This is a genomic window from Bacteroidales bacterium (assembly GCA_013141385.1).
In the GTDB taxonomy this organism is placed as follows: domain Bacteria; phylum Bacteroidota; class Bacteroidia; order Bacteroidales; family Tenuifilaceae; genus UBA8529.
Genome location: JABFRB010000021.1, coordinates 163,523 through 186,059 on the forward strand (window position 1 = coordinate 163,523; position 22,537 = coordinate 186,059).

17 protein-coding genes are annotated in these 22,537 nt (G+C 33.5%); 16 read left to right on the forward strand and 1 reads right to left on the reverse strand.

Annotated elements, in window-relative coordinates; all coding sequences use genetic code 11:
• The first annotated feature begins 1 nt into the window (after position 1).
• The 5 genes from HOO91_13540 (at position 2) to HOO91_13560 (ending at position 8,200) form a co-directional block, all read left to right on the forward strand.
• Positions 2–502 (forward strand): hypothetical protein, encoded by a 501-nt coding sequence (locus HOO91_13540; protein ID NOU18573.1) that lies wholly within the window; start codon positions 2–4, stop codon positions 500–502.
• Between the two features lie 87 nt (positions 503–589).
• On the forward strand, positions 590–760 hold the full coding sequence (locus HOO91_13545) for a winged helix-turn-helix domain-containing protein (GenBank protein NOU18574.1): 171 nt from the start codon (positions 590–592) through the stop codon (positions 758–760).
• Positions 761–855: 95 nt separating this feature from the next.
• Complete coding sequence (locus HOO91_13550; protein NOU18575.1) at positions 856–3,699, forward strand: TonB-dependent receptor; 2,844 nt, start codon at positions 856–858, stop codon at positions 3,697–3,699.
• A 147-nt stretch (positions 3,700–3,846) separates the two neighbouring features.
• Positions 3,847–5,463, forward strand: a complete 1,617-nt coding sequence (locus HOO91_13555) for an Ig domain-containing protein (protein ID NOU18576.1) — start codon at positions 3,847–3,849, stop codon at positions 5,461–5,463.
• A gap of 271 nt (positions 5,464–5,734) precedes the next feature.
• Positions 5,735–8,200 (forward strand): AMP-binding protein, encoded by a 2,466-nt coding sequence (locus HOO91_13560; protein NOU18577.1) that lies wholly within the window; start codon positions 5,735–5,737, stop codon positions 8,198–8,200.
• 582 nt (positions 8,201–8,782) lie between these two features.
• On the opposite strand, the gene HOO91_13565 is transcribed toward HOO91_13560, so the two are convergent.
• Complete coding sequence (locus HOO91_13565) at positions 8,783–9,478, reverse strand: Crp/Fnr family transcriptional regulator (protein ID NOU18578.1); 696 nt, start codon at positions 9,476–9,478, stop codon at positions 8,783–8,785.
• Between the two features lie 148 nt (positions 9,479–9,626).
• Here HOO91_13565 and HOO91_13570 point away from each other — a divergent pair, with 148 nt between their 5' ends.
• The 11 genes from HOO91_13570 (at position 9,627) to HOO91_13620 (ending at position 22,293) form a co-directional block, all read left to right on the forward strand.
• The gene (locus HOO91_13570; protein ID NOU18579.1) at positions 9,627–10,676 is read left to right on the forward strand and encodes a hypothetical protein; all 1,050 of its coding nucleotides are present in this window, start codon (positions 9,627–9,629) and stop codon (positions 10,674–10,676) included.
• A 19-nt stretch (positions 10,677–10,695) separates the two neighbouring features.
• Positions 10,696–11,874 carry an NAD-dependent epimerase/dehydratase family protein gene (locus tag HOO91_13575; protein NOU18580.1) on the forward strand — a complete coding sequence of 393 codons (1,179 nt, stop codon included), beginning with the start codon at positions 10,696–10,698 and terminating at the stop codon, positions 11,872–11,874.
• A 40-nt stretch (positions 11,875–11,914) separates the two neighbouring features.
• Entirely contained in the window at positions 11,915–13,396 is a 1,482-nt protein-coding gene (locus HOO91_13580; GenBank protein NOU18581.1) for a radical SAM protein, read from the forward strand.
• A 194-nt stretch (positions 13,397–13,590) separates the two neighbouring features.
• Positions 13,591–14,406, forward strand: a complete 816-nt coding sequence (locus HOO91_13585; protein NOU18582.1) for an aquaporin — start codon at positions 13,591–13,593, stop codon at positions 14,404–14,406.
• Between the two features lie 170 nt (positions 14,407–14,576).
• A complete protein-coding gene (locus HOO91_13590) occupies positions 14,577–15,254 on the forward strand; it encodes a hypothetical protein (GenBank protein ID NOU18583.1) in 678 nt (225 codons plus the stop codon).
• A gap of 731 nt (positions 15,255–15,985) precedes the next feature.
• Positions 15,986–16,108 carry a hypothetical protein gene (locus tag HOO91_13595; GenBank protein NOU18584.1) on the forward strand — a complete coding sequence of 41 codons (123 nt, stop codon included), beginning with the start codon at positions 15,986–15,988 and terminating at the stop codon, positions 16,106–16,108.
• Positions 16,109–16,227: 119 nt separating this feature from the next.
• The gene (locus HOO91_13600; GenBank protein NOU18585.1) at positions 16,228–17,133 is read left to right on the forward strand and encodes a hypothetical protein; all 906 of its coding nucleotides are present in this window, start codon (positions 16,228–16,230) and stop codon (positions 17,131–17,133) included.
• 11 nt (positions 17,134–17,144) lie between these two features.
• Complete coding sequence (locus HOO91_13605) at positions 17,145–17,561, forward strand: hypothetical protein (protein NOU18586.1); 417 nt, start codon at positions 17,145–17,147, stop codon at positions 17,559–17,561.
• 13 nt (positions 17,562–17,574) lie between these two features.
• The gene (locus tag HOO91_13610; GenBank protein ID NOU18587.1) at positions 17,575–20,163 is read left to right on the forward strand and encodes an MMPL family transporter; all 2,589 of its coding nucleotides are present in this window, start codon (positions 17,575–17,577) and stop codon (positions 20,161–20,163) included.
• A gap of 5 nt (positions 20,164–20,168) precedes the next feature.
• Positions 20,169–20,948 (forward strand): outer membrane lipoprotein-sorting protein, encoded by a 780-nt coding sequence (locus HOO91_13615; protein ID NOU18588.1) that lies wholly within the window; start codon positions 20,169–20,171, stop codon positions 20,946–20,948.
• Between the two features lie 16 nt (positions 20,949–20,964).
• Positions 20,965–22,293, forward strand: coding sequence for a hypothetical protein (locus HOO91_13620; protein NOU18589.1), 1,329 nt, complete (start codon positions 20,965–20,967; stop codon positions 22,291–22,293).
• Positions 22,294–22,537: the final 244 nt, after the last annotated feature.

Consider the following 22,537-nt stretch of genomic DNA (forward strand, 5'->3'; position numbering starts at 1 on the left):
AATGAACTACCGAACCAAGGAGGGATGGTCGTACGCATCGTCAAAAATACTTGAGGTAATCCGCCGCCATGGGTGGAGTGCTGCCTCAATGGGATATAAGGCAGAATCGGCAGCTATAAATAATATCACCTCCGAGCTGCGAGGCAAATGCGCTACCGAAATTACATTCCTAAACGCCGAGGAGCTCCTTGCCGAGCTGGAAGCCGATCAGAAGGCATTTGAGGAAACCTCCCACCAGAACGTAAAGAGTGCCCCAACCAACGAGCTTACAATATGGGATGTACGCCCCTCATTAACAAACTCATTAAAATCGCTTTTCACGTTTATCTCACTGCTCAACTCATCCGCACCTACTCGTGATCTTACGGATCTTGAAACGGTGCTTAGCGAGCTAATTGTCCGTTCGCTGGCTACGGTGAAAGCTGCTGATACCCGCTCTGAGAGTCCGAAGAAGAGCTCCGCATCCCATGAGGTAGCTAGTGAGCAGGAAACGGTTAATTAAGAATAATCCTGTTCGTATTTGGTTTGAGCGAAGCCCTAAAGCTTCGCTTTTTGCTGTTTATAAGTTAGAGTCTTGCTGTAGTTCTTGTTGTCGAAACCATCAAAAGTTTTTTCACGCAAAAGAATCTATGAGTTTCTATGGGGAAAAAATTGCAAGGTAGGCGGGCGCACTATAGATGTTTACATTAGTAAAATCCGACAGGAAATAGGGTTGGGATATATAAAAACGACTAAGGGGATTGGATACCAGCTCGAATAGTTACTCGCTTTAATCCTTCTCTTTTTATTAACCTGATTTTAATATTCAGCTAATATTGATAGTCTTCCTTTGCATCATTAATTAACTCAAATAACATGTTGCAAAAAGGACTTATTACCGTACAGCGTTTTCTAAGAAGAATCCTTCCCGTTTTAATCATCACTTGTGGAATTTCGAGTTCTCTTTTCGCTCAAACAGGCTCAATAGAAGGGTTTGTAATTGATAAAAAAACAAATGAGACCCTAATTGGTACAGGAATACTAATTGATGGTACCACCAAGGGTGCAGTTACAAATGTTGATGGTCAATACCAGATAACCAATATCAACCCAGGAAAACACTTTATAAAAATATCATACGTTGGTTATTACCCGATACTGATTGAAAATATAATTGTTGAAGCCAATAAAACCACTCAACAGAATATCCTTATGGATGCCTCCGATGTTAGCATTGATGAAGTAGTGGTAAGCGGAAAGCGTAGGACAAACACCGATGAAATGATGATTTCGTCAATAAAATCAAGCCCACTATTAGTAAGCAGTATCTCTGGACAACAAATACAGCGTTCTCAGGACAAGGATGCTTCTGAAGTTGTTAGACGTGTTCCGGGGATTACAATAATTGACGATCGATTTATAATTGTTAGGGGGTTAAATCAAAGATATAATAATGTATGGTTGAACAATGCGGCAACCCCAAGTAGCGAAACGGATGTAAAATCATTTTCCTTCGATGTGATACCTAGCGGTCTGATTGAGAATATTATGATTTATAAATCGGCAGCACCAGAATTTCCCGCTGAGTTTACAGGTGGGTTCATTAAAATAACCACCAAGAATATGCCTGTAGAAAATTTTACTAATATTGATTACTCATCCTCCTATAGAACCAGTTCAACATTCAAGGATTTCTATAGCTATAAAGGAGGTAAAATGGACTGGCTTGGATTCGATGATGGTACAAGGGCTTTACCCAAAGGCTTTCCATCGGATTTAAAATTAGTAACAGATCCAAGCACAATTAATGATTTGAGCAAAGCTTTTAACAAAAACTTGACTGCTACATCCTCAACTGCTCGCCCTGATCAAAAGTTTGGAATAACACTAGGAAGAAAAATAAAGTTTAAAAATGCGATGCTTGGTAATACCTCATCCTTAAGCTATAGCAATTCTCTAGACTATAACCCAATCAACAATAATAGTTTTACCTCATACAACATTCTTGATGATTTACCAAGCTATAGGTTTAAGTATGAAGATAATCAGTATACAAACAACGTTAAGTTTAATCTACTTCATAGTTGGGCACTTTATATTAACCGAAATAATAAAATTGAATTTCGAAATCTATTCAATCAATCTAGTTTTACAAGAACAACATTAAGAGATGGTTACGATTATTATAGTAGCATCGCTATCCGCTCATATGAGCACCGTTTTATGAGCCGATCAACTTATTCTGGACAATTAAGTGGGGAGCATACCTCTATTGAAGGCATATCAAAACTTGATTGGAATGTTGGTTACGCTTACGCAAATCGCCTAGAACCAGATAGAAAGGTTTTAACCACAAAACTAAATGAGAATACCGGCAATTACGAACTTGCACTACCAAATACAGCCAACCCACGATTAGCAGGACGCTTATACCTTGATAACCACGAACACATTTTCTCTAACGGGGTAAACTATGAGAGATATTTCGATTTTGGTCATCTGCCCCCTATGTTAAAGTTCGGTTACTATCTGGAGTATAAAAACCGTAAGTTTAATGCCCGAAATATAGGTTATGCCAATGGAAGTAATTTCTACCCAACATCCGATTTTCTTTCCCTCCCTTTCGATCAAATATTTAAGGATGAGAATTTTGACTACTCCAATGGGCTAAAGATTACAGAATCAACGAATAAATCTGATTCCTATAAATCAGACAATACATTGATTGCAGGTTACATGGGTTTAAATATGCCTTTCACGCTAAAACTTAACCTTTACTTTGGGGTAAGAGCAGAACAAAATAGGATGACTCTTTCCAGTTTTGAACCCGGGGTGAGTACTCCTGTTAAAGTTGATAATAATCGATTTAACCTATTTCCATCTGCAAATATCAGCTATAAAATCAACGATAAAAATGTGATTCGTTTTGCTTGTGGACGTTCAATTAACCGTCCAGAGTTTCGTGAAATTGCTCCATTCGTTTTTTACGATTTTAACGATGTTGCAGGTTACTCTGGAAATCCTGGTTTAAAGGATGCTACAATACAAAATTTCGATCTTCGTTTTGAAAATTATCCATCATCCACCGAGACTTTTTCATTAGCCCTGTTCTATAAATCATTCTATAATCCTATTGAAATGGTATACGTTGATGCAGGTAGTGGATTACAATACTCATTTAATAATGCAAATGGCGCAAAGAGTATGGGAGTTGAGCTAGATATAAGAAGAAGTCTTGAATTTATTTCAATCCTTAAAAACTTTAGCGTTGTTTTGAACGGTTCATTAATTAATAGTAAGGTTATTTTCCCATCGAATACCACTGAAAAAAATAGACCATTATACGGACAATCACCTTATATTGCTAATGCGGGTATTTTTTACCAAAACCCATCCAATGGGCTAGCAGTTAGCATACTTTATAACATAATGGGAAAAAGAATTATTGTCGTTGGACAATTAGCTCAGAACCCCCAAGATAATATTCCCGATCTTTACGAAATGCCTCATAATCTTATAGATATTACTATTACTAAAAAAATAGGTAAGCATTTTGAGCTGAAAGGTGGAATCAAGGATCTACTAAACGAAAAGTACAGATACCAACAAAGTTTTAGCTTCTTTAAAACTTCTGAAAATGCTCAGGTTACAAGAAACCTAAATACAAAAGAATTCCAAAAAGGAACTATTTTCTCATTAGGCCTATCATATAAGTTTTAAGAGTTAACGTTAAATAAATATTATCAATGTTAAGTTATTGTTATTTAAACGATTAATTAATGATTATTTAACTCAGGATTAAACTCAAGCTAAATACTAACCCTCAACTTTGCATAAAATGAATTCACAAATTAAATTTTGATAAAAATGAAAACTATTAGAAAAAGTTTTAATCTTGTTGTCCTCATGTTAGCCATTGTATCAATGGGCTTAACTTCCTGTAAAAAAGAGGATAAAAATGTAACCGGAATTACATTAGATCAATCTACACTTACAGTAAAAGTGGGCGAATCTAAACTACTAACCGCAACTGTTGCACCAGTTGATGCGGATACTAAAACTGTAACATGGAGTTCCAGTGACATAACTGTTGCTGCTGTTGGTAATGATGGTACAGTACTAGGGGTTAAAATTGGAACGGCTACAATCACCGTAACAACAATCGATGGTGCTAAAACTGCTACTTGTAATGTTTCAGTAGGTCAAGCAGGTAATCAAGTTACTATGCAGGGTGAAGTTAAAGGGAATAGAACACTTTCTGCTGACTCTACTTACCTTCTAAAAGGTTTTGTTTATGTTATTAATGGCGCTACACTTACAATTCCTGCAGGTACTGTTATTAAAGGTGAAAAAGCAACCATGGGTAGTTTGATTATTGAAAAAGGTGGTAAAATTGATGCCCAAGGAACAGCTGCTCATCCTATTGTTTTTACATCAAACCAAGCTCCTGGTGCTCGTACTTATGGTGACTGGGGAGGTGTTATCCTTTGTGGAAAAGCCATTATTAATCAAACAGGCGGTGATGCACAGGTAGAAGGTGGCCCAAGATCACATTATGGCGGAACCGATAATACCGACAATTCAGGTATTATGAAGTATTGCCGTATTGAATATGGTGGTTATCCTTTCCAACCCGATAAAGAGATTAATGGTTTAACATTCGCAGGTGTAGGTTCTGGTACTACAATTGACTATATCCAAGTTTCATATTGTGGCGATGATTCATTCGAATGGTTTGGTGGTCAGGTTAACTGTAAACACCTTATTGCTTTCCGTGGTCAGGATGATGAATTCGATACTGATAATGGTTTCAGCGGCAAACTTCAGTATTTACTTGGTCTTCGCGATTACAGAAAAGCTGACGTATCCGGTTCAAATGGTTTTGAATCTGATAATGATGCTACTGGTTCTGGTAATTCACCTATAACAAGCCCAGTATTTTCAAATGTAACCTTAATTGGGCCAATGGATACAACCACAAAAACAAGTTATAGTTCAGATTTCAAACGTTCAATGCACTTAAGAAGAAATACTAAACTTTCAGTATTCAATTCAGTATTTGCGGGTTGGCCAACTGGATTATATTTAGATGGTAGCACCACATGGGCTAATGCACAAAGTGGCGATTTACAAATGAAAAACTGCGCTTTGGTTGGTATGAAATTGAACTATGAAGTTCCATCAGGCAGCTCATTTACAGCAATCGATGTTCAAAACTGGTACACAGATGCATCAAAGAATAATACAACTTATGTTGGTCCATTAAAGGCTAAAATTAAAGGAGCGTTCCTAACCTCAACTGAATCGACAGTTCCAGTTGTTCTTCCTCTAGCTGGTTCACCACTTTTAACTGGTGCTGATTATACAGATACTAAACTAACCGATGCTTTCTTTATTAAAACGGGTACATTCATTGGAGCATTTGGTGCTGAAGATTGGACTGCGGGTTGGGCTAATTGGAATCCACAACAAACAACATACTAATTGGGGTTAATGTTTATTCTTTTTTTTCTATTAAGATGCCTCTTAAGTGGGGCATCTTCTTTTTTATACCTTTTTCATTAACGCAGCTAACTGTTTTTTACTATATAATCTTTTACTAAAACGTAAAATTCACCATAAAAAATCAAGAAAACAGAATAAATAAAAATTCTACCTTTACACCTCCTTTTTTCCTCAAACCAAATTATTTAATCATTTTATATCATAATTGATTATCTTGCCATAAAACAAAAAACATCAAGTTTAAAAGAATATGATAATAAGTAACGAATATATTAATAAGTCAGCTATTATAGCAAAGAATAAAAATGTTACCTATAGCGAACTATTCATAAGTATAGAGCAATACTCTCAACTTTTTAATAATAGGAACTACAAAAAGGTAGCCATCTACTCCGAAAATTGTATTGAGTGGATTTACGCATTCTACGCTGCTTTACAAAATAATTGCATTGCTGTTCCAGTCGACTTCATGGCTTCAAACGAAGATGTTACGTTCATTCTAAACGATTGTAAACCTGAACTGATTTTCTCAAGCTCTGGGCAGAAGGTTGAACTTGAACGTATAATGCAAGGGTTAACCTATAAACCAGAAGTGCTTATTATCGGGGAGATTGAACTCCCTAAAGTAGAAGAACAGGTGAAACCTGTAGAACTGAAAAATATCGACCAAACAGCTGTAATAATATATACATCAGGCACAACCGGAACCCCTAAAGGGGTTATGCTCTCATACAAAAGTATTATTGAAAACATTTATGGAGTATCAAAGCATGTCGAAATTTTCACTCCTGAAAGAGAAGTGCTTATGCTCCTTCCATTGCATCATGTATTCCCATTAGTTGGGACAATGATGGCTCCTCTTTTTGTTGGAGGAACAATTGTTATGTCCCCCTCGATGCAATCTGCTGATTTGATGGAAACTTTTAAGAATAACCATATCGCTATTATGATTGGTGTTCCTCGATTTTATGAGTTAATCTATAAGGGTATAAAAGCTAAAATTGATGTGAGTTTTGTTGCTCGTAGCTTGTTCAAAATTGTAGGAATGACGGGTAGTAAAACTTTAGGGAAAAAGATTTTCGGAAAAGTTCATCGCAGTTTTGGAGGTCAATTGCAGTTTCTTGTTGCAGGTGGTGCTGCACTAAACAAGGAGGTTGGCCGTTTCTTTAAAACCCTCGGTTTTGAGGTTCTCGAAGGCTTTGGCATGACCGAAGCGGCCCCTATGATTACATTTACAAGACCAGGGAATGTGCTAATTGGTTCTCCTGGTCATCCGCTCCCAGGTCTTTTGGTTGAAATTAGGGATGGTGAGATTATTGCAAAAGGGCCAAGTATTATGCAAGGCTACTACAATAGGGCTGAAGAAACAGCAGAAGTGCTAAAAGATGGTTGGTTATATACTGGTGATCTTGGGCGAATTGATAAAAAGGGATTTCTTTTTATCACCGGTCGCAAAAAGGATATAATCGTTCTATCAAATGGAAAAAATATTAACCCGGTTGAAATTGAAACAAAACTTGATAAGGCTTCACCCTGCATTAAGGAAGCTGGGGTTTATATGCATAATGATTCGCTAAATGCGGTTATTTTTCCCGATTATAAAGTTCTTTCAGATTTAGGGGTAAAAGATCCTGAACTCTACTTCCGTGAAACAGTAATGCCCGAATTTAACAAGGTGCTTAGCTCCTATAAACGTATCATGCACTTTACATTGGTTAAGGAAGAGCTTCCAAGGACTCGTCTACTAAAACTTCAACGATTCAAACTCGTTGAGATGGCAGAAAAACCTAAAAAGAAAAAGGGCAAAACTGAACATCCAGATAACGAAGAGTACCACGCAGTTAAAACCTTTATTGAGAGTCAGGTTGACATGGAGATATCCCCAGATGATCATCTTGAGTTCGATATTGCACTTGATTCGTTGGGTAGGCTTTCGCTAATCGATTTCATTGAATCAAAATTTGGAATTAAGCTCGATAACGATAAACTTTTAAGATTCCCTTCGATCAGGGCAATGGTTGATCATATCAGAGAGCATAAACTTTGGCACAAAGCTGAAGGGGTAAACTGGACAGAATTACTTAAGGATAAGGTTCATGTGAAATTGCCCAAAACTTGGCCAACCCAGAATATAATTAAGAGCATTGCCAAGGGAATATTTAAAATCTACTTTAAATTCAGAGGCGAGGGTACTCAAAATATTCCCGAAGGACCCTGCATAATTGCGCCAAACCACCAAAGTTTTCTGGATGGGCTACTTGTAGCATCTTTCATTAAACGCAAAACCTTTAAATCAACCTACTTTTACGCTAAAAAGAAACATGTAAACAATTGGTTTTTAAGTTTTTTGGCCAGTAAGAACAATGTAATTGTAATGGATATCAACAATGATCTTAAGGAGTCAATCCAAAAACTTGCAGAAATACTTAAAAGCGGAAAGAAAATTATCCTTTTCCCTGAGGGTACACGCACAAAAACTGGAGAACTAGGTGACTTTAAGAAGACCTTTGCAATTCTAAGTCGCGAACTAAACGTTCCTATTGTACCTGTTGCAATTGCTGGTGCTTATTCGGCCTTTCCAAGAGGATCAAAAGTGCCAAGGCTTCGAACACCAATTATGGTTAGTTTTTTAGCTCCTGTTTATCCAATTGAGTATGATTTGGAATCGCTTGTTGAAAAAGTTAAAGGATTAATTGGTGAAAAAATTTCGGAATAGTTGATTATATATGTTGCATCTAAAATAGCTTGCATTTTTGATGTGGCTTTAAATGGGAATTATGTAAAAACAAGTCAGTGCTTTTTTGAAATTCGTTACATCCGTATTTTGGTGTGGAAAGCCAATCTTGCTACGAAACACTCCCTCACACTAATTTTTCCTTCATAACAAATTGTATCCACCAATTCAACGCACGCATAATAAATTATAATTCAAACAAATACCTAATTGTATGAAAGGTACAATCAACCCAATTTGCCTTTCAGGTGGAGGTAGTTGCGATAGTATAGGTGAAACCTAATACGCTAAAACGCGCAATGAGCGGACGCATAAGTTGCAAAAGTTAGGCCTCGTTACGCAACTAGCAGTAGTTTGTCTAACAAAGATGATGAAACCTGTCACCACGCTGGATGAAATAGGAGAAAGGAATATCCTATAAACGGTGAAACCAGCGGGGCTGCTCGTAGTATTTTGTTGCGTGTGCGTCAAAGGTAACACATGAACGTGGGAACTTTCAAAGAAAGTGTTTGCTGAAATATACGCATGAGTTGATACAAATATTTTAATAATAAAAGAAATATTTCAACCGTTTCTGCTAATTTCCATAAGCTTATCTACGTTTTTAATTTCAATTGTTTTTTCCTTAAAATCAATAATGCCTTCTTTATTAAATTTTTTTAGAATTGTAATCACGTTTTCTCTTGAACAAGCAGCATATTCAGCTATTTCAACTCTGCTTAATGACATTTCGAAGACCTTTTTTTTGTAAACATTTTTTGATAAATACAATAAAACATCTGCAATTCGACCATTAGCTTGCCTGTGAGCAAGACTAACATAATTTTCAATCGCAGCTTCAAACATGCCAATTGAATGCCTAAAAATATTTGATGCAAACACGCTATTTTTTTCTACTAAACGGCTTATTACTTTATAATCTAACAGACATATATCACATTCCTCAACAGCAACCAATGAAAACACATTAGTATCTTTAAAAAACATATTAACACAACCAAGAAACTTTTGTTCAGAAAGCACACTCACAATCAAATTACGACCACGTCTGTCTTCATATGCCATTTTCACAATGCCTTTATATAGAAACGCAACATGTGTAGCCTTCGTTCCTTGTTTTATAATAGTTTCATTTTTCTTATAACGCAATTGTCTAGCAGTATTTCTAATTATTCTAAAATCATCAACGGGTATGTTTCCACACAATAATATTTTAAATGAGCAGTCGTCACAACCAAATGAATTATTAACAATATCCATAAAATGCTCTTTATTAAGTTAATTATTTAACAAAACAAAGTTAGTTATTTCAAACAAATAAAAAATAACAAAAGTGTAAAAAAAATACATTTGTTATTCGTTTTTTTAAGGACAGCAAACTTTGTTAAACTAAACAAAATTAATTATTATGGAATCTATTTTAGAAGAAAAGCAAATAAGTCAAAAGAGTGGATTAGAATATACTGATGAAGAAAAGCACATTTTTTCAATTATTACTGGTTTTTTCAAATCGAAAATACTTGCAACTGCCATTAGTATTGATTTTTTCTCATATATGGCTTACAGACCCAGAAGTATTGATGAAATTAAAAGTCAGTTTAATATACCCAACAGACCATTGCGGCTTTTTCTGGATTCGCTTGTTCACATGAAATTAATATCATTGAACAATGATAATAAATATCAAAATACTGGATTGAGTCACAGATATTTGGTTAAAGGTAAATTATCGAACTTAGGAGATGTTGTAGAGATGTTCGATTCATTATATGATGAATTTGGAGACTTTACTGAAATGCTTTTTAATGATGTGCCTAAAAACAAAACCTACAGTTATTTCTTTGAAAATGCAAAAGAAGAAACAGAAATAAGTGAGTATAGTGATCAAATGCACAGAACCAGTGGTAGTCCAGCAATGGCATTGTCTGAATTTTATGATTTTAGCAATAGTAAAACAATTATTGATATTGGGGGGGGGACAGGTAAAGCCTGTATGAACCTTGTGTCACAGTATGCACATTTAAATTGCATATTATTCGATTTACCTGCTGTTTGCGAAAAAGCTCAAAAGGAATTGGGAAATTTTTGGTTGTCCCATAGAATTAACGTACACTCTGGAGATTTTTTCAAAGATGAACTACCAACAGGTTTTGATACTGCTCTAATGATGCGAATTACTCACGATTGGTCTATTGAGCAAATTAAAATTCTTTTTAAAAAAATATACAATAGTCTTCCGGAAGGTGGCAAGTTAATGGTTTATGAAACATTTAAAAGCGATGACAGAAAGAATCCAGGAGATTCATCAATGGTTTCCTTGTTACTACTTACCATAAGTCCAAATGGGGAATGCAGAACTAAGGCCGAAATTAAAGAAATATTACTGGAAACTGGCTTTAGCAATATTGAGTTTCTACATACAATCTACATTTATAGTGTAATTGTAGCCACTAAATAACCCTAAGACAATGATTGAAATGAAACAAAAAACAATTTTCATAACTGGAGCAACAGGTTTTCTTGGGAGTCATTTAGTATATGAGATGTTAAAGATGGGACATAGGATTATTGCATTAAGCAGAAAATCGAAAAGCAATTATGCCTCTCCTATGTTACGGGTTATTGAAACTTTAAAAGCAATCGACGAAAATGTTAACATCAGCAGAAATAATTTAATTGTTATTGAAGGAGATGTAACTAATTCGGGTGATGAACTTTTTAAAGAAATAATCAACAATCAAATTGATTATATAGATGAAGTTTGGCATTGTGTGGCAACTTTCAAAATTAAAGAAAAAGATATTGAAGAAATTAAAAGAATTAATATCGAAGGTTGCCGAAACATGTTGAATTTGGTTGTGATGATAAACCAAAAAATGAAATCAAGTTGCAGATACTTCCATGTTAGTACAGCATATAGCAGTGGACGAAAGGCTAAACCTATAGAAGAAAAAATTCAAAAAGAGAACCCAAATTTCCGATCGCTATATGAGTGGTCAAAAAACCAATCTGAATTATTGATTGAAACCTATCAAAAAGACTATAATCTTGATATTACAATTTTAAGACCTTCTATTATAATTGGTGCAAAGAAAAACAAAGTGCTAAGTCGTGCCGGTTATTATCAATTCTGCGAAGAACTATATACACTTAAAAAACGATTTGAAGTTAATATGGGTTCTTCTTTTGATGGCAATATTGATGTTCGGTTTATTTGCAATGCTAACATTTGCCTAAATCTTGTCCCTATGGACTATATTACAAACTCAATGTTAGCATTAGCAAATAAGAAAGAGCTAGTAACAAACGAACTTAAAATATTTAACATCATTAACGAAAATGCACCAAATATTGGAGAGGTACAACAATTGTTATGTAAAGATTTGAGAATCAGCGGATTTAATATGATCGAGGAGGAGGAGTTTAATAAAAATCCACCCAGTCCATTGGAAAAACTATTTGACCGGAAGTTGGTATTTCAAGCACCATACATGAGAGAAGATGTCCGTTTTTCAAATGAAAACTTCAGAAAACACCTAACCTTCGATGAAATTCCAACTCCGATTATGGATGAGAACTTTTTACATACAATTAATGAGGATTTTTTCAAAGCGCTTCAAGAAGTTTTTAACTTAAGACTTAAAACTACAACATAAATTAATATTTAAAATAATCAATTTCTAAAAATCAACCTCCATGAAAAAGAAAAAAACAAACCCGTACATGTACAAAGGCGACACCCTAAGTGCCTGCCCTGTTTGTAAAAAGGTAATACAAGCCCGCGTAATTGAAAAACAAAATAAACTATATTTCGAGAAATTCTGTAGCGAACACGGTAAAAGTTCTGCGCTTATTTCATCTGATGCTGATTGGTCCAGATGGTCCGAAGGGTATAACAAACCAGGCGAGGTTCCATTGAAAATTGGAAAAAAAACGGAAAAAAGTTGCCCAAACGATTGTGGCTTATGTGAATCTCATGAACAACATAGCTGCTTTGTTCAAATTGAAATTACCGACAAATGTGATTTAAAATGCCCAAATTGCTACATGGGGCCAGAAAATAGTTGGTTCTTACCAAAAGAAAGAGCTGCGCAAATGTTTGACCGAATTGTTGAAATGGAAGGTAGTCCGGAAGTTATTACCCTAACAGGTGGCGAGCCAACATTACACCCTGATTTGTTTGAAATAGCTGAAATGGCAATAGCTAGAAATATAAAATATGTATTAATTAATACTAATGGGAATAAAATTGCCAGGGAGCCTGATTTTGCTAAAAAACTTGCCGATGCAGGGTTACACGTTTACTTGCAATTTGACGGTTTCAAAAAGGAGAATTATTTGAAAATTAGAGGCAAAGATTTACTCGAAAGTAAATTACGTGCCCTTGAAAACTTAGAGAAAGCAAATTGTCCTACTGTTCTTTCACCGGTAATTGAAAAATATGTTAACGACGATCAGGTTGGTGAAATAATAAAACTTGCTGTAAGCAAGAAATTTATCAAAGGGGTAAACTTTTTGCCTATTACCTATCTTCACAATTTATCTGTTGAGTCTGGTAAATGGGAAAGTAGTGCAGATGCCTGTCCGGATCCTATGGACAGGATGACGCACGCTGATATGGTGAATGCAATAGAAAAGTATTCAGACGGATTATTAGTAAAGTCTGACTTTATACCTATTCCGTGTCATATGCCATCATGTGGTTCAGTAACTTATTTAATCAATAATGAAGACGGTGCTGTACCTATTTCAAAAATAATTAATGTTGACATATTCCTTGATTACGTAAAAAATAAACCAAGGGTAGATATGGATGACCTATTCCAGGTATCGAGAATGGAACTGGAAAAAATATGGTCAATGTCCGCAGTTGGAGGAACCGATAAAGTAATGGACAGTCTAAGAAATTTATTAACAAATTGCTGTGCGGCAGACCCAGGCATTGCAGAAGTGTTTGAAGATAACGTTACGCAAGTTTCAATTCATGCATTTATGGATGCTCATAACTGGGATATTGAAAGAGCAAGAAAATGTTGCATTCATTTTATGCTTCCCAACGGAGATTTAATGCCATTCTGCCAGTATAATATTTTTCACCGAGATAAATACAGAGCTATTGGGAAGGATAAAGATATTAATGAAACCGAGTTGTTCGTTCCTGAAATATACAAAGATTAATTCTATTCCGGAATATATGAAAGCGTAAATAACTTAATGCGAATTGTTACTGAGTAACAATCGTATTAAGTTATTTAGTTAATACTTCTAGTAATTTCTGCCCTATTGTAGTCTGTATCAAACGAAGCCTAAACATGTAGCAGATTAGTTTTACGAATAAAAAAAGTGTTACACATGATAGTTAACTTAACAAAATGAAGTCAACATATTCAACTTTTATAGGAGAGGTCATCGGAACCTTCATCTTAGTATTTATAGGTACAGCCTCAGTAGCTGTTAGTATATTATTTAATGCCTTCGCAGGTTTGTTTCAAATAGCCTTTATTTGGGGAATAGGTGTAACCTTGGCAATTTATGTTTCGCGACATCTGTCATGCGCTCATTTTAATCCTGCCGTTTCATTGGCAATGGTCGCAGCTAAGCGGATGAATTTAAAACATTTGCCACTATATTGGGCCGGTCAATTCATTGGAGCTATTATTGCTGCCTTATTTGTGTTTCTTTTATTTAATGAATCAATTGCAAATTTTGAAACATTGAATAATATTACAAGGGGAAGTGATGCATCTATAAAAACAGCAATGATGTTTGGCGAATACTTTCCCAATCCAGGTGTTCCAAACAATCATTTGACAGCAACAGCGGCTATGTTTGCCGAAGGGTTTGGTACATTTTTGCTGGTAATTGTTATTTTCTTTCTAACAGAAGGTTGTAATATAGGAAAGCCTTCAAATAACATAGTCCCTATTTTCATTGGTGCCACTATTACAGTTCTTATATGTTTAATAGCTCCAATGACACAAGCAGGTTTTAATCCTGCTAGAGATTTTGGGCCAAGAGTTATAGCCTATTTTGCCGGCTGGAACAATATTGCATTCGGGTTAAGCGCTATCAAAACTAGCTTAGTTTATATATGGTCTCCTCTTATTGGAGGGCTATTGGGAGGGTTATTCTTTCGGTTTATTATCGAAAAAATAATGGGTAAATTAGAAAAATCTAATTGCCAATAAAAATACTATTTAGAGTCTGTCCATAAAGTCACCAAATTGTATCATTCCGAGGGTTTTTTCCGAAGCAATCCATTGGATGAGAGATTGCTTCAATTCTTTCGCAGTGAATAGTTTATAGACAGACTTTATTTAGCCCAATTTCGGACTGTTAAATAAAATTAATTAAAACCATGAAAAGAGTACTTTTTGTTTGTTTATTACAGCTACTTATTTTAAGCGAAATAAAATCACAAGATACTATTATTGCAAATTTGGGTTTTGTAAATAGGTATGTTTGGCGTGGCCAAGTTGTCGATCCCAAACCCAATCTTCAACCGTTTATTGAAGCTAAGAAAAACTGTTTTTCTTTAGGTTTTTGGGGTTCTTATAATTTTGATAGTTTTTCCCAAACCAATTTATATACAAAATGTAACTTGAAAAATTTTACCTTATTGGTAAAAGATCATTTTCACCATAGTGATACATCGAATATTAATTATTTCGATTACAATAGTAAAACAAGTAACCATGCATTCGAAATGGCCTTAACCTACCAAATTGGCAAATTCGATTTAACACTATCTTCCTTTTTATATGGTAACGATAGGGATAGTAAAGGGAATAATCGATATTCTACATATGGTGAATGTGATTATAGGTTCAATTTAAAAAATTTTACCGGGAGTTTTTTCCTTGGTGCAGGATTAAACAAGAGTCTATATGCAAATGAACTATCCATAGTTAACCTTGGTGCTTCATTTAAAAGAACAATTGTTCTGTGTCAATCAGTAACAATACCTTTAAACTTTGTAATAATCACAAATCCTAAAGATGAAAAAGTCTATTTAATTTTTGAAATTTTATTGTAAGGAAAATGAGTTGGATGAATATTTGTTATCATTTGAAATTAATAATTAAAAGATTTCAGTAATATTAAATGATACCTAAGTTAGGTATAAGTGCATAGATATTCCAAAAAAAGTACTTTTGTTGTATAATTAAAGAACTTAGTTTCACAGGAGTGAATGCAATATAAACGATTTACAGGTAATAATATATATTACGAATATTTAACAAATGCGAAATGTCCAGATGACCATTTTGTTTGTAAGAAGTAGGTACTGGCTCAGCATTTGACAAGGCTAAATTTTATTTCATATTTTGTTAAAAGGTTGTGTAAGGGAAAAAAGATTATCAACGCTGGAGTTGTCAAAAGAATTTGGATTACAACAAAAAATGTAGGCATTATGGAAAATACAACAGTCCCTGAAAAGTAGAGGGAAATGACCTCTTAATGGCGAAGTACACATAGATGAATGTATGATAGGTGGACTAGACGAAAAAAAAGAGGTTCGTAGTCACAGAGAAAAGCTCGTTATCGTTGCTTTAAAAATGGCAAAGAATGTTGTTGGAAGGGCTTATACATAGGTTATATCCAATTTTTTCTCAAAATCATTTAGCCCATTTTACGAAAAATATATTTTAGAAATGCAATAGTAAAAACAGATAAATGAACAGGATACAAACCATTGAAAAAGGATTATCCAAATCTAACCCCAATACTAGCTGAATTAAGATATCCGATTTGCATATTCATATTATGAACTTTAAGGGTTCGTTAAGAGGTGTTCACCGTCATTGCAGCAATGAACATTTACAAAGTTATTTAAATGAATATCATTTTCGGTTTAAAAGAAGGAATAGTGTTGGTGTGTTGTTTTAATAATAAAGAATAATTGAAGATGATGACATACGCTTTAATAATAAAAAAAGGGATGCTTAAGTACCTATTAAAGTACAATAACTTTTGATTGACAAAATAAATTTTATAAACAAATCATTATGAATCAATTTCTGCACTTTATACTAAAAGAGGGTTCTATAATTATAGGACTTTACTATACAATCACTTTTATTGTTTTACTCTTAAATCAAATTACACAATCGAATTTTCAAAACAAATTAAAATCTACAAAATTAGGGTGGGGGAATGTACTTGCAGCCTGTTTTGGGGCAATAACACCTTTTTGCTCGTGTACGGCAGTACCAATGCTCGAAGGTATGTTAAAGTCGGGAATTAGGCTAGGTATTGCACTCACTTTTTTAGTTGCGTCTCCATTAGTTAATGAAATTGTTGTTATTTTATTATTTAGGCTTTTTGGTTTATACTATGCACTCTCATTCGTTTTGTTAACAATTAGTTTCGCAATATTTATCGGGATTATTCTTGATAAACTTGGTTTTGCTAAACATTTACGCATATCGCAAACTAAAGCTGTTGATATTGTTGGCTTTGTAGCAACTCAAGAAGAAGCTATTCCATTTGCTGCTAAAGCCAAAATATCCGCCATACTAAGTTGGCATGAGTTAAAAAAGACTTTACCCTACATTTGCATCGGTTTAATTATAGGTGGTAGTATTTATGGCTTCATTCCAGAAAAGTTTATTCTGGATATTGGTCAAACTATTAACCCAAATATTCAGGTAGTACTATTTGCCGTTATAGGAGCTCCCTTATATTTTAATATGATTACAGCCTTACCTGTCGCTTTTGCACTTATTCAAAAAGGAATGTTAATAGGTCCTATAACAGCATTTCTTTTAGGTGGCGCAGGAACTAGTATTGCCGAGATGATTTTACTCTCAAAAATTTTCAAACCAAGACTTTTAATAAGTTTTATTATATGTATTATTGTTACTGCAATAATAATAGGACTTTTCTTTAATTTATTTTCATTTATAATTTAATAATAGTAATTATGAGCATTTTAAATTCATTTTTCAAAAGCACTAAACAAGACATCGATATTAATGAGTTACTGGATCTGTCAAAAAATAGACTTTCTTTACTTATGGTATCAGCATCATGTTGCAATCCGCTTGCAATTCCAACAGATGAAAAGATGAAAAAAAGATTGAATAATGTACTCTCTGAACTGAAAATAGAATCAAAATTGCATGTTGTTACATTAACATCTGCCCAATCCGTATTAAAACAATTAGATAAAAAGTACGAAAGTGTTGCAGCGGAAATCATGGGCATTTTTCAATCTAAAGGACTAGGGGGCTTCCCGATACTAATTATAAATAATAAAGTTGCTTTTTATGGAGGTGTTCCAGAAGAAGAAAATTTAAAAGTGAAAATTTCAGAGATATTGAATCAGTCATTGAACTAAAATACTTTTCAAAATGTACAAATTTCTTGAGAATTGGGTGTATAAATACCCAGTGGTCGTAATTATTACAATATTTTTATTGGCTGCGCCTTGCATTTATTTGCTTCCTAAATTGCAAAAAAACTCTAGTCCTGATTTATTGCCTTTAGACCACCCCAGTAAAATTAAGATGGAAGATCTTAAAAAAGTATTTACAGGCACTTATCCTAGAGTAGGTATTCTTATTGAGTCGGATAGCAGTATATTTAATACCCATACTTTAGAAAGAATTAAAAATCTGACTCAGGAAGTTGAAAGGATTAATTTGTTAACATACAAAGATATCAAAGATCTAAGGAGGTTAACAAAAAATTTAAGTTCTCAAGTAAAACTGAATTGCGATGTTTTAATTACAGAGTTTGAAAAAGACTCTTCTATAACTACGATAAATAATCTTGAAAGTATCCTTATAAACTCTAGTGGTTATAATGAGGCGTTAAAGGAAAAAATAAACTATTTAAAAGCAGCTGTATTACCAATAATTAAAGTAAGTTCTTTAGCAAATATAGATAATATAATAAACGCAAATGACGAACTAAGAATAGGGAAAGTATACAATGATATTCCCAGAACAAAACAAGAGATCGACAAATTAAAGAAGGAGGCATCAGACAACCAGCTATTTGAAAATTTGTTTGTCACAAAAGATGAAAAGCGTAGTGGTATATTCCTTGAGATTAGCCTAAAACAGGAAAACTCGGAAGCCGTATTTCGTTTATATAATAAAATAAAAGACATAATAAAGAAGTATCCTGGCAAAGAAAGAACATACATTGCAGGCTACCCTGTAGCTGTAGCTCAAATAGCTACTGTAATGGATTCAGATACGCAAAAACTCTTTCCTATAGTTATTGTCATTATTTTATTAAGTCTATGGCTTATATTTAGAGCGATTAAGGGTATTATTATACCTATTTTTGTTGTTGTATTCTCTATTATCTTCATTTTGGCAATTCAATATTTATTCAATATTCCCATTAACATTATCTCTACAACAATACCTGTATTTATGCTTTCTGTAGGAGTAGCAGATGGACTTCACATTATTACAGAATTCCAAGAACATAGGGTTAACGGCAATTCAATAGATGAGTCAATAAGAGTTACAATGCGAAACCTATTACTGCCAGTATCATTAGTATATATAACAACAGCTTTAGGCTTTTTCTCGTTGGCAATTACAAGTATTGATCAAGTTCGCATTTTTGGTTTACTCGTTGGTTTTGGCTCTTTAATAAGTATGGTTTTGGCTCTTATTGCAATTCCTGCATTATTGATAATATTTAGCAGATTAAACTCTAAGAAATTAGTATTCCTTAACGATCAAACGGAAGCTGACAATATTGCAAATAAGGGAATAGATATGTTTTTAGAAAAGTTAACAAATTACACATTTAAACATCCTGTAATTTCTATTACCCCTTTTATTTTGGCAATCATCTTTTGTTCGTATTATATATATGATGGGTTTTATGTAGATAATAACGGTGTCAAATATTTCAAAAAAGACTCAGAGTTAGTTGTTAGTACTAACGCATTAAACAATAAACTCTCTGGAAGCGATGTTCTAAATATTGTCATAAAAACAACAAAACCAGACGAAAATTTAAAAAGTGTTAAGAACCTTAAAATTATTGATACGATACAGTCATTTGTTAATAGTCAGGCAATTGTTGGTAAAACCTTAGCATTAACCGATCTGGTAAAAAGAATGAATTATGTGATGAATGACAATAAGCCAGAATACTTTAAGATTCCTGAAGAAATAACTATTAAGAAGAAAGATAATAAAACGGACACTATTAATGGTAATAATCTTATAGCGCAATATTTGTTTCTATACGAGAATAATGGAGGTAAAGATATTAGCGATTTCACAGATTTTGACTATCGTCAAGCAAACTTACAGATCATATTAACATCTAATTCATCTAATGATGTTAAGTTACTAATGGCAAAAATAAATAAATTCGTTAATGGGTTGTCGCTAAAAGATATAACATTTTACATTACAGGTCTATCAGAGAACAATGTTGCAATGAATGAAGAAATTGTTTTTGGTCAACTTAATGGTATTGGCTTTTCATTATTGTCAATATTAATTTTACTTTCTCTAATTTTCAGAAATGTTATTAAAAGTATTTTAGGACTTATTCCCATAGTGTTATCGATGGTTTTAAACTTTGGGGTTATGGGCTTTTTGAAAATTCCATTGGATATTGGTTCTGCAATAATAACAGGTATTGCTTTTGGTATAGGTATTGACTATGTTATTCATTACTTCAGCGCTTTAAATAAAGAACTTGAAAATGGATTAGATTATAAAACTGCCATGAAAAATGCAATTAAACATACCGGCAAACCAATATTATATAATGCTTTTATAGTTGGAGCGGGATTTCTTACCCTTCTTTTCTCGGGTTTCGTACCTTTAAATACAGTCGGTTGGATGATAGCATTTACAATGTTAATAGCATGTGTATCAATACTAATAATTATTCCGGCGTTGGTATTGATATTAAAGCCAAAATTTTTACTAATAAATGAACATTCAGCAAAATAAATATTATGAATAGGATTATTATAGGATTATTAATAATTATAGGGTTTTTATCACGTATTGATGCACAAAACCCAACAGGTAGGGAGGTTATGGAAAACTTCAAAAAAAATGACGAAACACAAACATCTACGGCAAGCATCAAAATGAGTATATACAACTCGAAAGGCAATAAAAGAGAACGTCAGGTTGTACTATGGTCGAAAACCACCAATAACAAAAGGAAACAGCTTATAAAGTTTGAATCGCCCACGGATGTTGCTGGAACAGGGTTTTTGTCAATAGAAAATTATAACAGGGCAGATGACAATCTATTATATTTGCCTGCATTAGGTAAAACGAGAAGAATTTCTGGAAGCGATAAAAGCGATAACTTTGTTGGTACCGAATTTACTTACAAAGATTTAGAGTCAGAGGATTTGAATGATTATACCTATGAGCTAAAGGGCTCAGAAATAATAGATGGCATAGATTGCTGGTTGGTTACTGCCATACCAAATTCCACTGAAGCAGTTAACGAATCGGGGTACAGTAAACGAGAAATGAGTGTTACAAAAGATCACTATGTAATTATTCAAATCAAATACTTTGATAAAAACCAAAGCATTATAAAACAATTTAACGGCTCTGCCATTAAGCAAATATCAGGAACAACCAAATGGCGGAGTTTTCAACTAACTATGGAAAATTTTAGCAAAAAGAATAAAACTACACTTGAGTATTCTGATTTAAAAATCAACCTGCCAATTGATGATTCTTTTTTTACAACGAGACAACTTGAGAAATAATATAAAAAAATAAAAGATGAGAACATGTTTCATACTGATACTTTTACTGCCGTTTAAAGTTTTTTCACAATCAACACTGAAAAGTTTCATAAAATATGATAATATAAGTTATTTGAAAAATGAACCCAATAAAATAAATGGAAGAAATCAAGTAATTGCTAAACTTGATTATAGCAATTTGTTATCGAATAAAGTATATGCCTTTGCAGGGATTGAGTTTAGGGAAGACCAAGCAGACCCTTCTAGGAATCATACCTATATTGATGAAGCTTATATTAAAAGTATATTTGGAAATTTTGAAGGTAAAATAGGAAAACAAAAGTACTCTTGGGGGAAAGCCGATTTAATTAATCCGACTAACTACTTTGGTGCTTACGATTATTCCGATATCCTTGATTATAAAGACTATCCGATTAATAATTATTCATTTAACGGAAAATATTTTTGGGATAACTCAGCTTTAGAGTGTGTTTTTGCTCCTTCGTTTATAAAAAGCAAATTGCCCAATGAAAACTCACGGTGGTGGCCTACACTTCCTAATACCATTACTAATCCATATTATCCTATTGTTGGCTCTCAATATTTAAACGTAAATTATGAATACATAACCGATGAAAGTACAGCAAAATATGATTTAAATAATTCACAAGTAGCTTTAAAATATAGTGCAAGTTTGAATGGATTGGATTTCTCATTAAGTTGGTTTAACGGTTATAAAACCTTACCTGATATATATACCCAAAATATAATAGATACACTCACATATTCGGACATAAACATAAACACAATACTAAAATATAACCGGATTAATGCTTTTGGGTTTGATTTAGCTAAAAATATTGGAAGTTATGGTATTAGATTCGAATCGGCATATTATTTAACAAAAAGAATTGATAAAACCAAAACAACTGTTGATGCCCCATATTGCCAATATGTTTTGGGTATTGATAGGAGTTTTAACAGTTTTTTATTTGGACAAAATGCCTATTTCCTTGTACAATGGATACAGGAAATACAAACACCTGATAGAAACATAGATTATTTGGTTTTTGATTACAATCATCTTTTTCGTAAAACAATTATGGTTAAATCAGATATAAACATAGCAGAATACTTTAAGTTCATCATAAATGGGTTTTACGATTTTAAAATGGAAAATTGGGTATTGCAGCCAGGCATCGAATGGTCTGTTTGTGATGGGTTAAAACTAAATATTGATTCAAATATTATGGATGGCTCTAGTCAGTCAGTATTTGGGATGTATAATAATAATAACAGATTCCAAGTTCGACTTAAATATGACTTTTCAGTTTTTGAATCTAAAAAACACGATGTAAATAACTAAAGTTTTGTAGTTATTAAAATATTGAAAATCAATGTGTAAAATGACATATTCATTGCTCTGCAACATTACTAACCGTTCAATATAAAATAGATTATAACTATACACATTTACAATAACAATTATTGAGGTGTTTATTTAAATACTATTATTAGATTTGCATTCTAACCATAGAACGCATGAAGTTTACAGGGGAAAACATAATAGAATTTTCAGGCAGGTTTAAAGACGACTTTTCGTGCTTGGA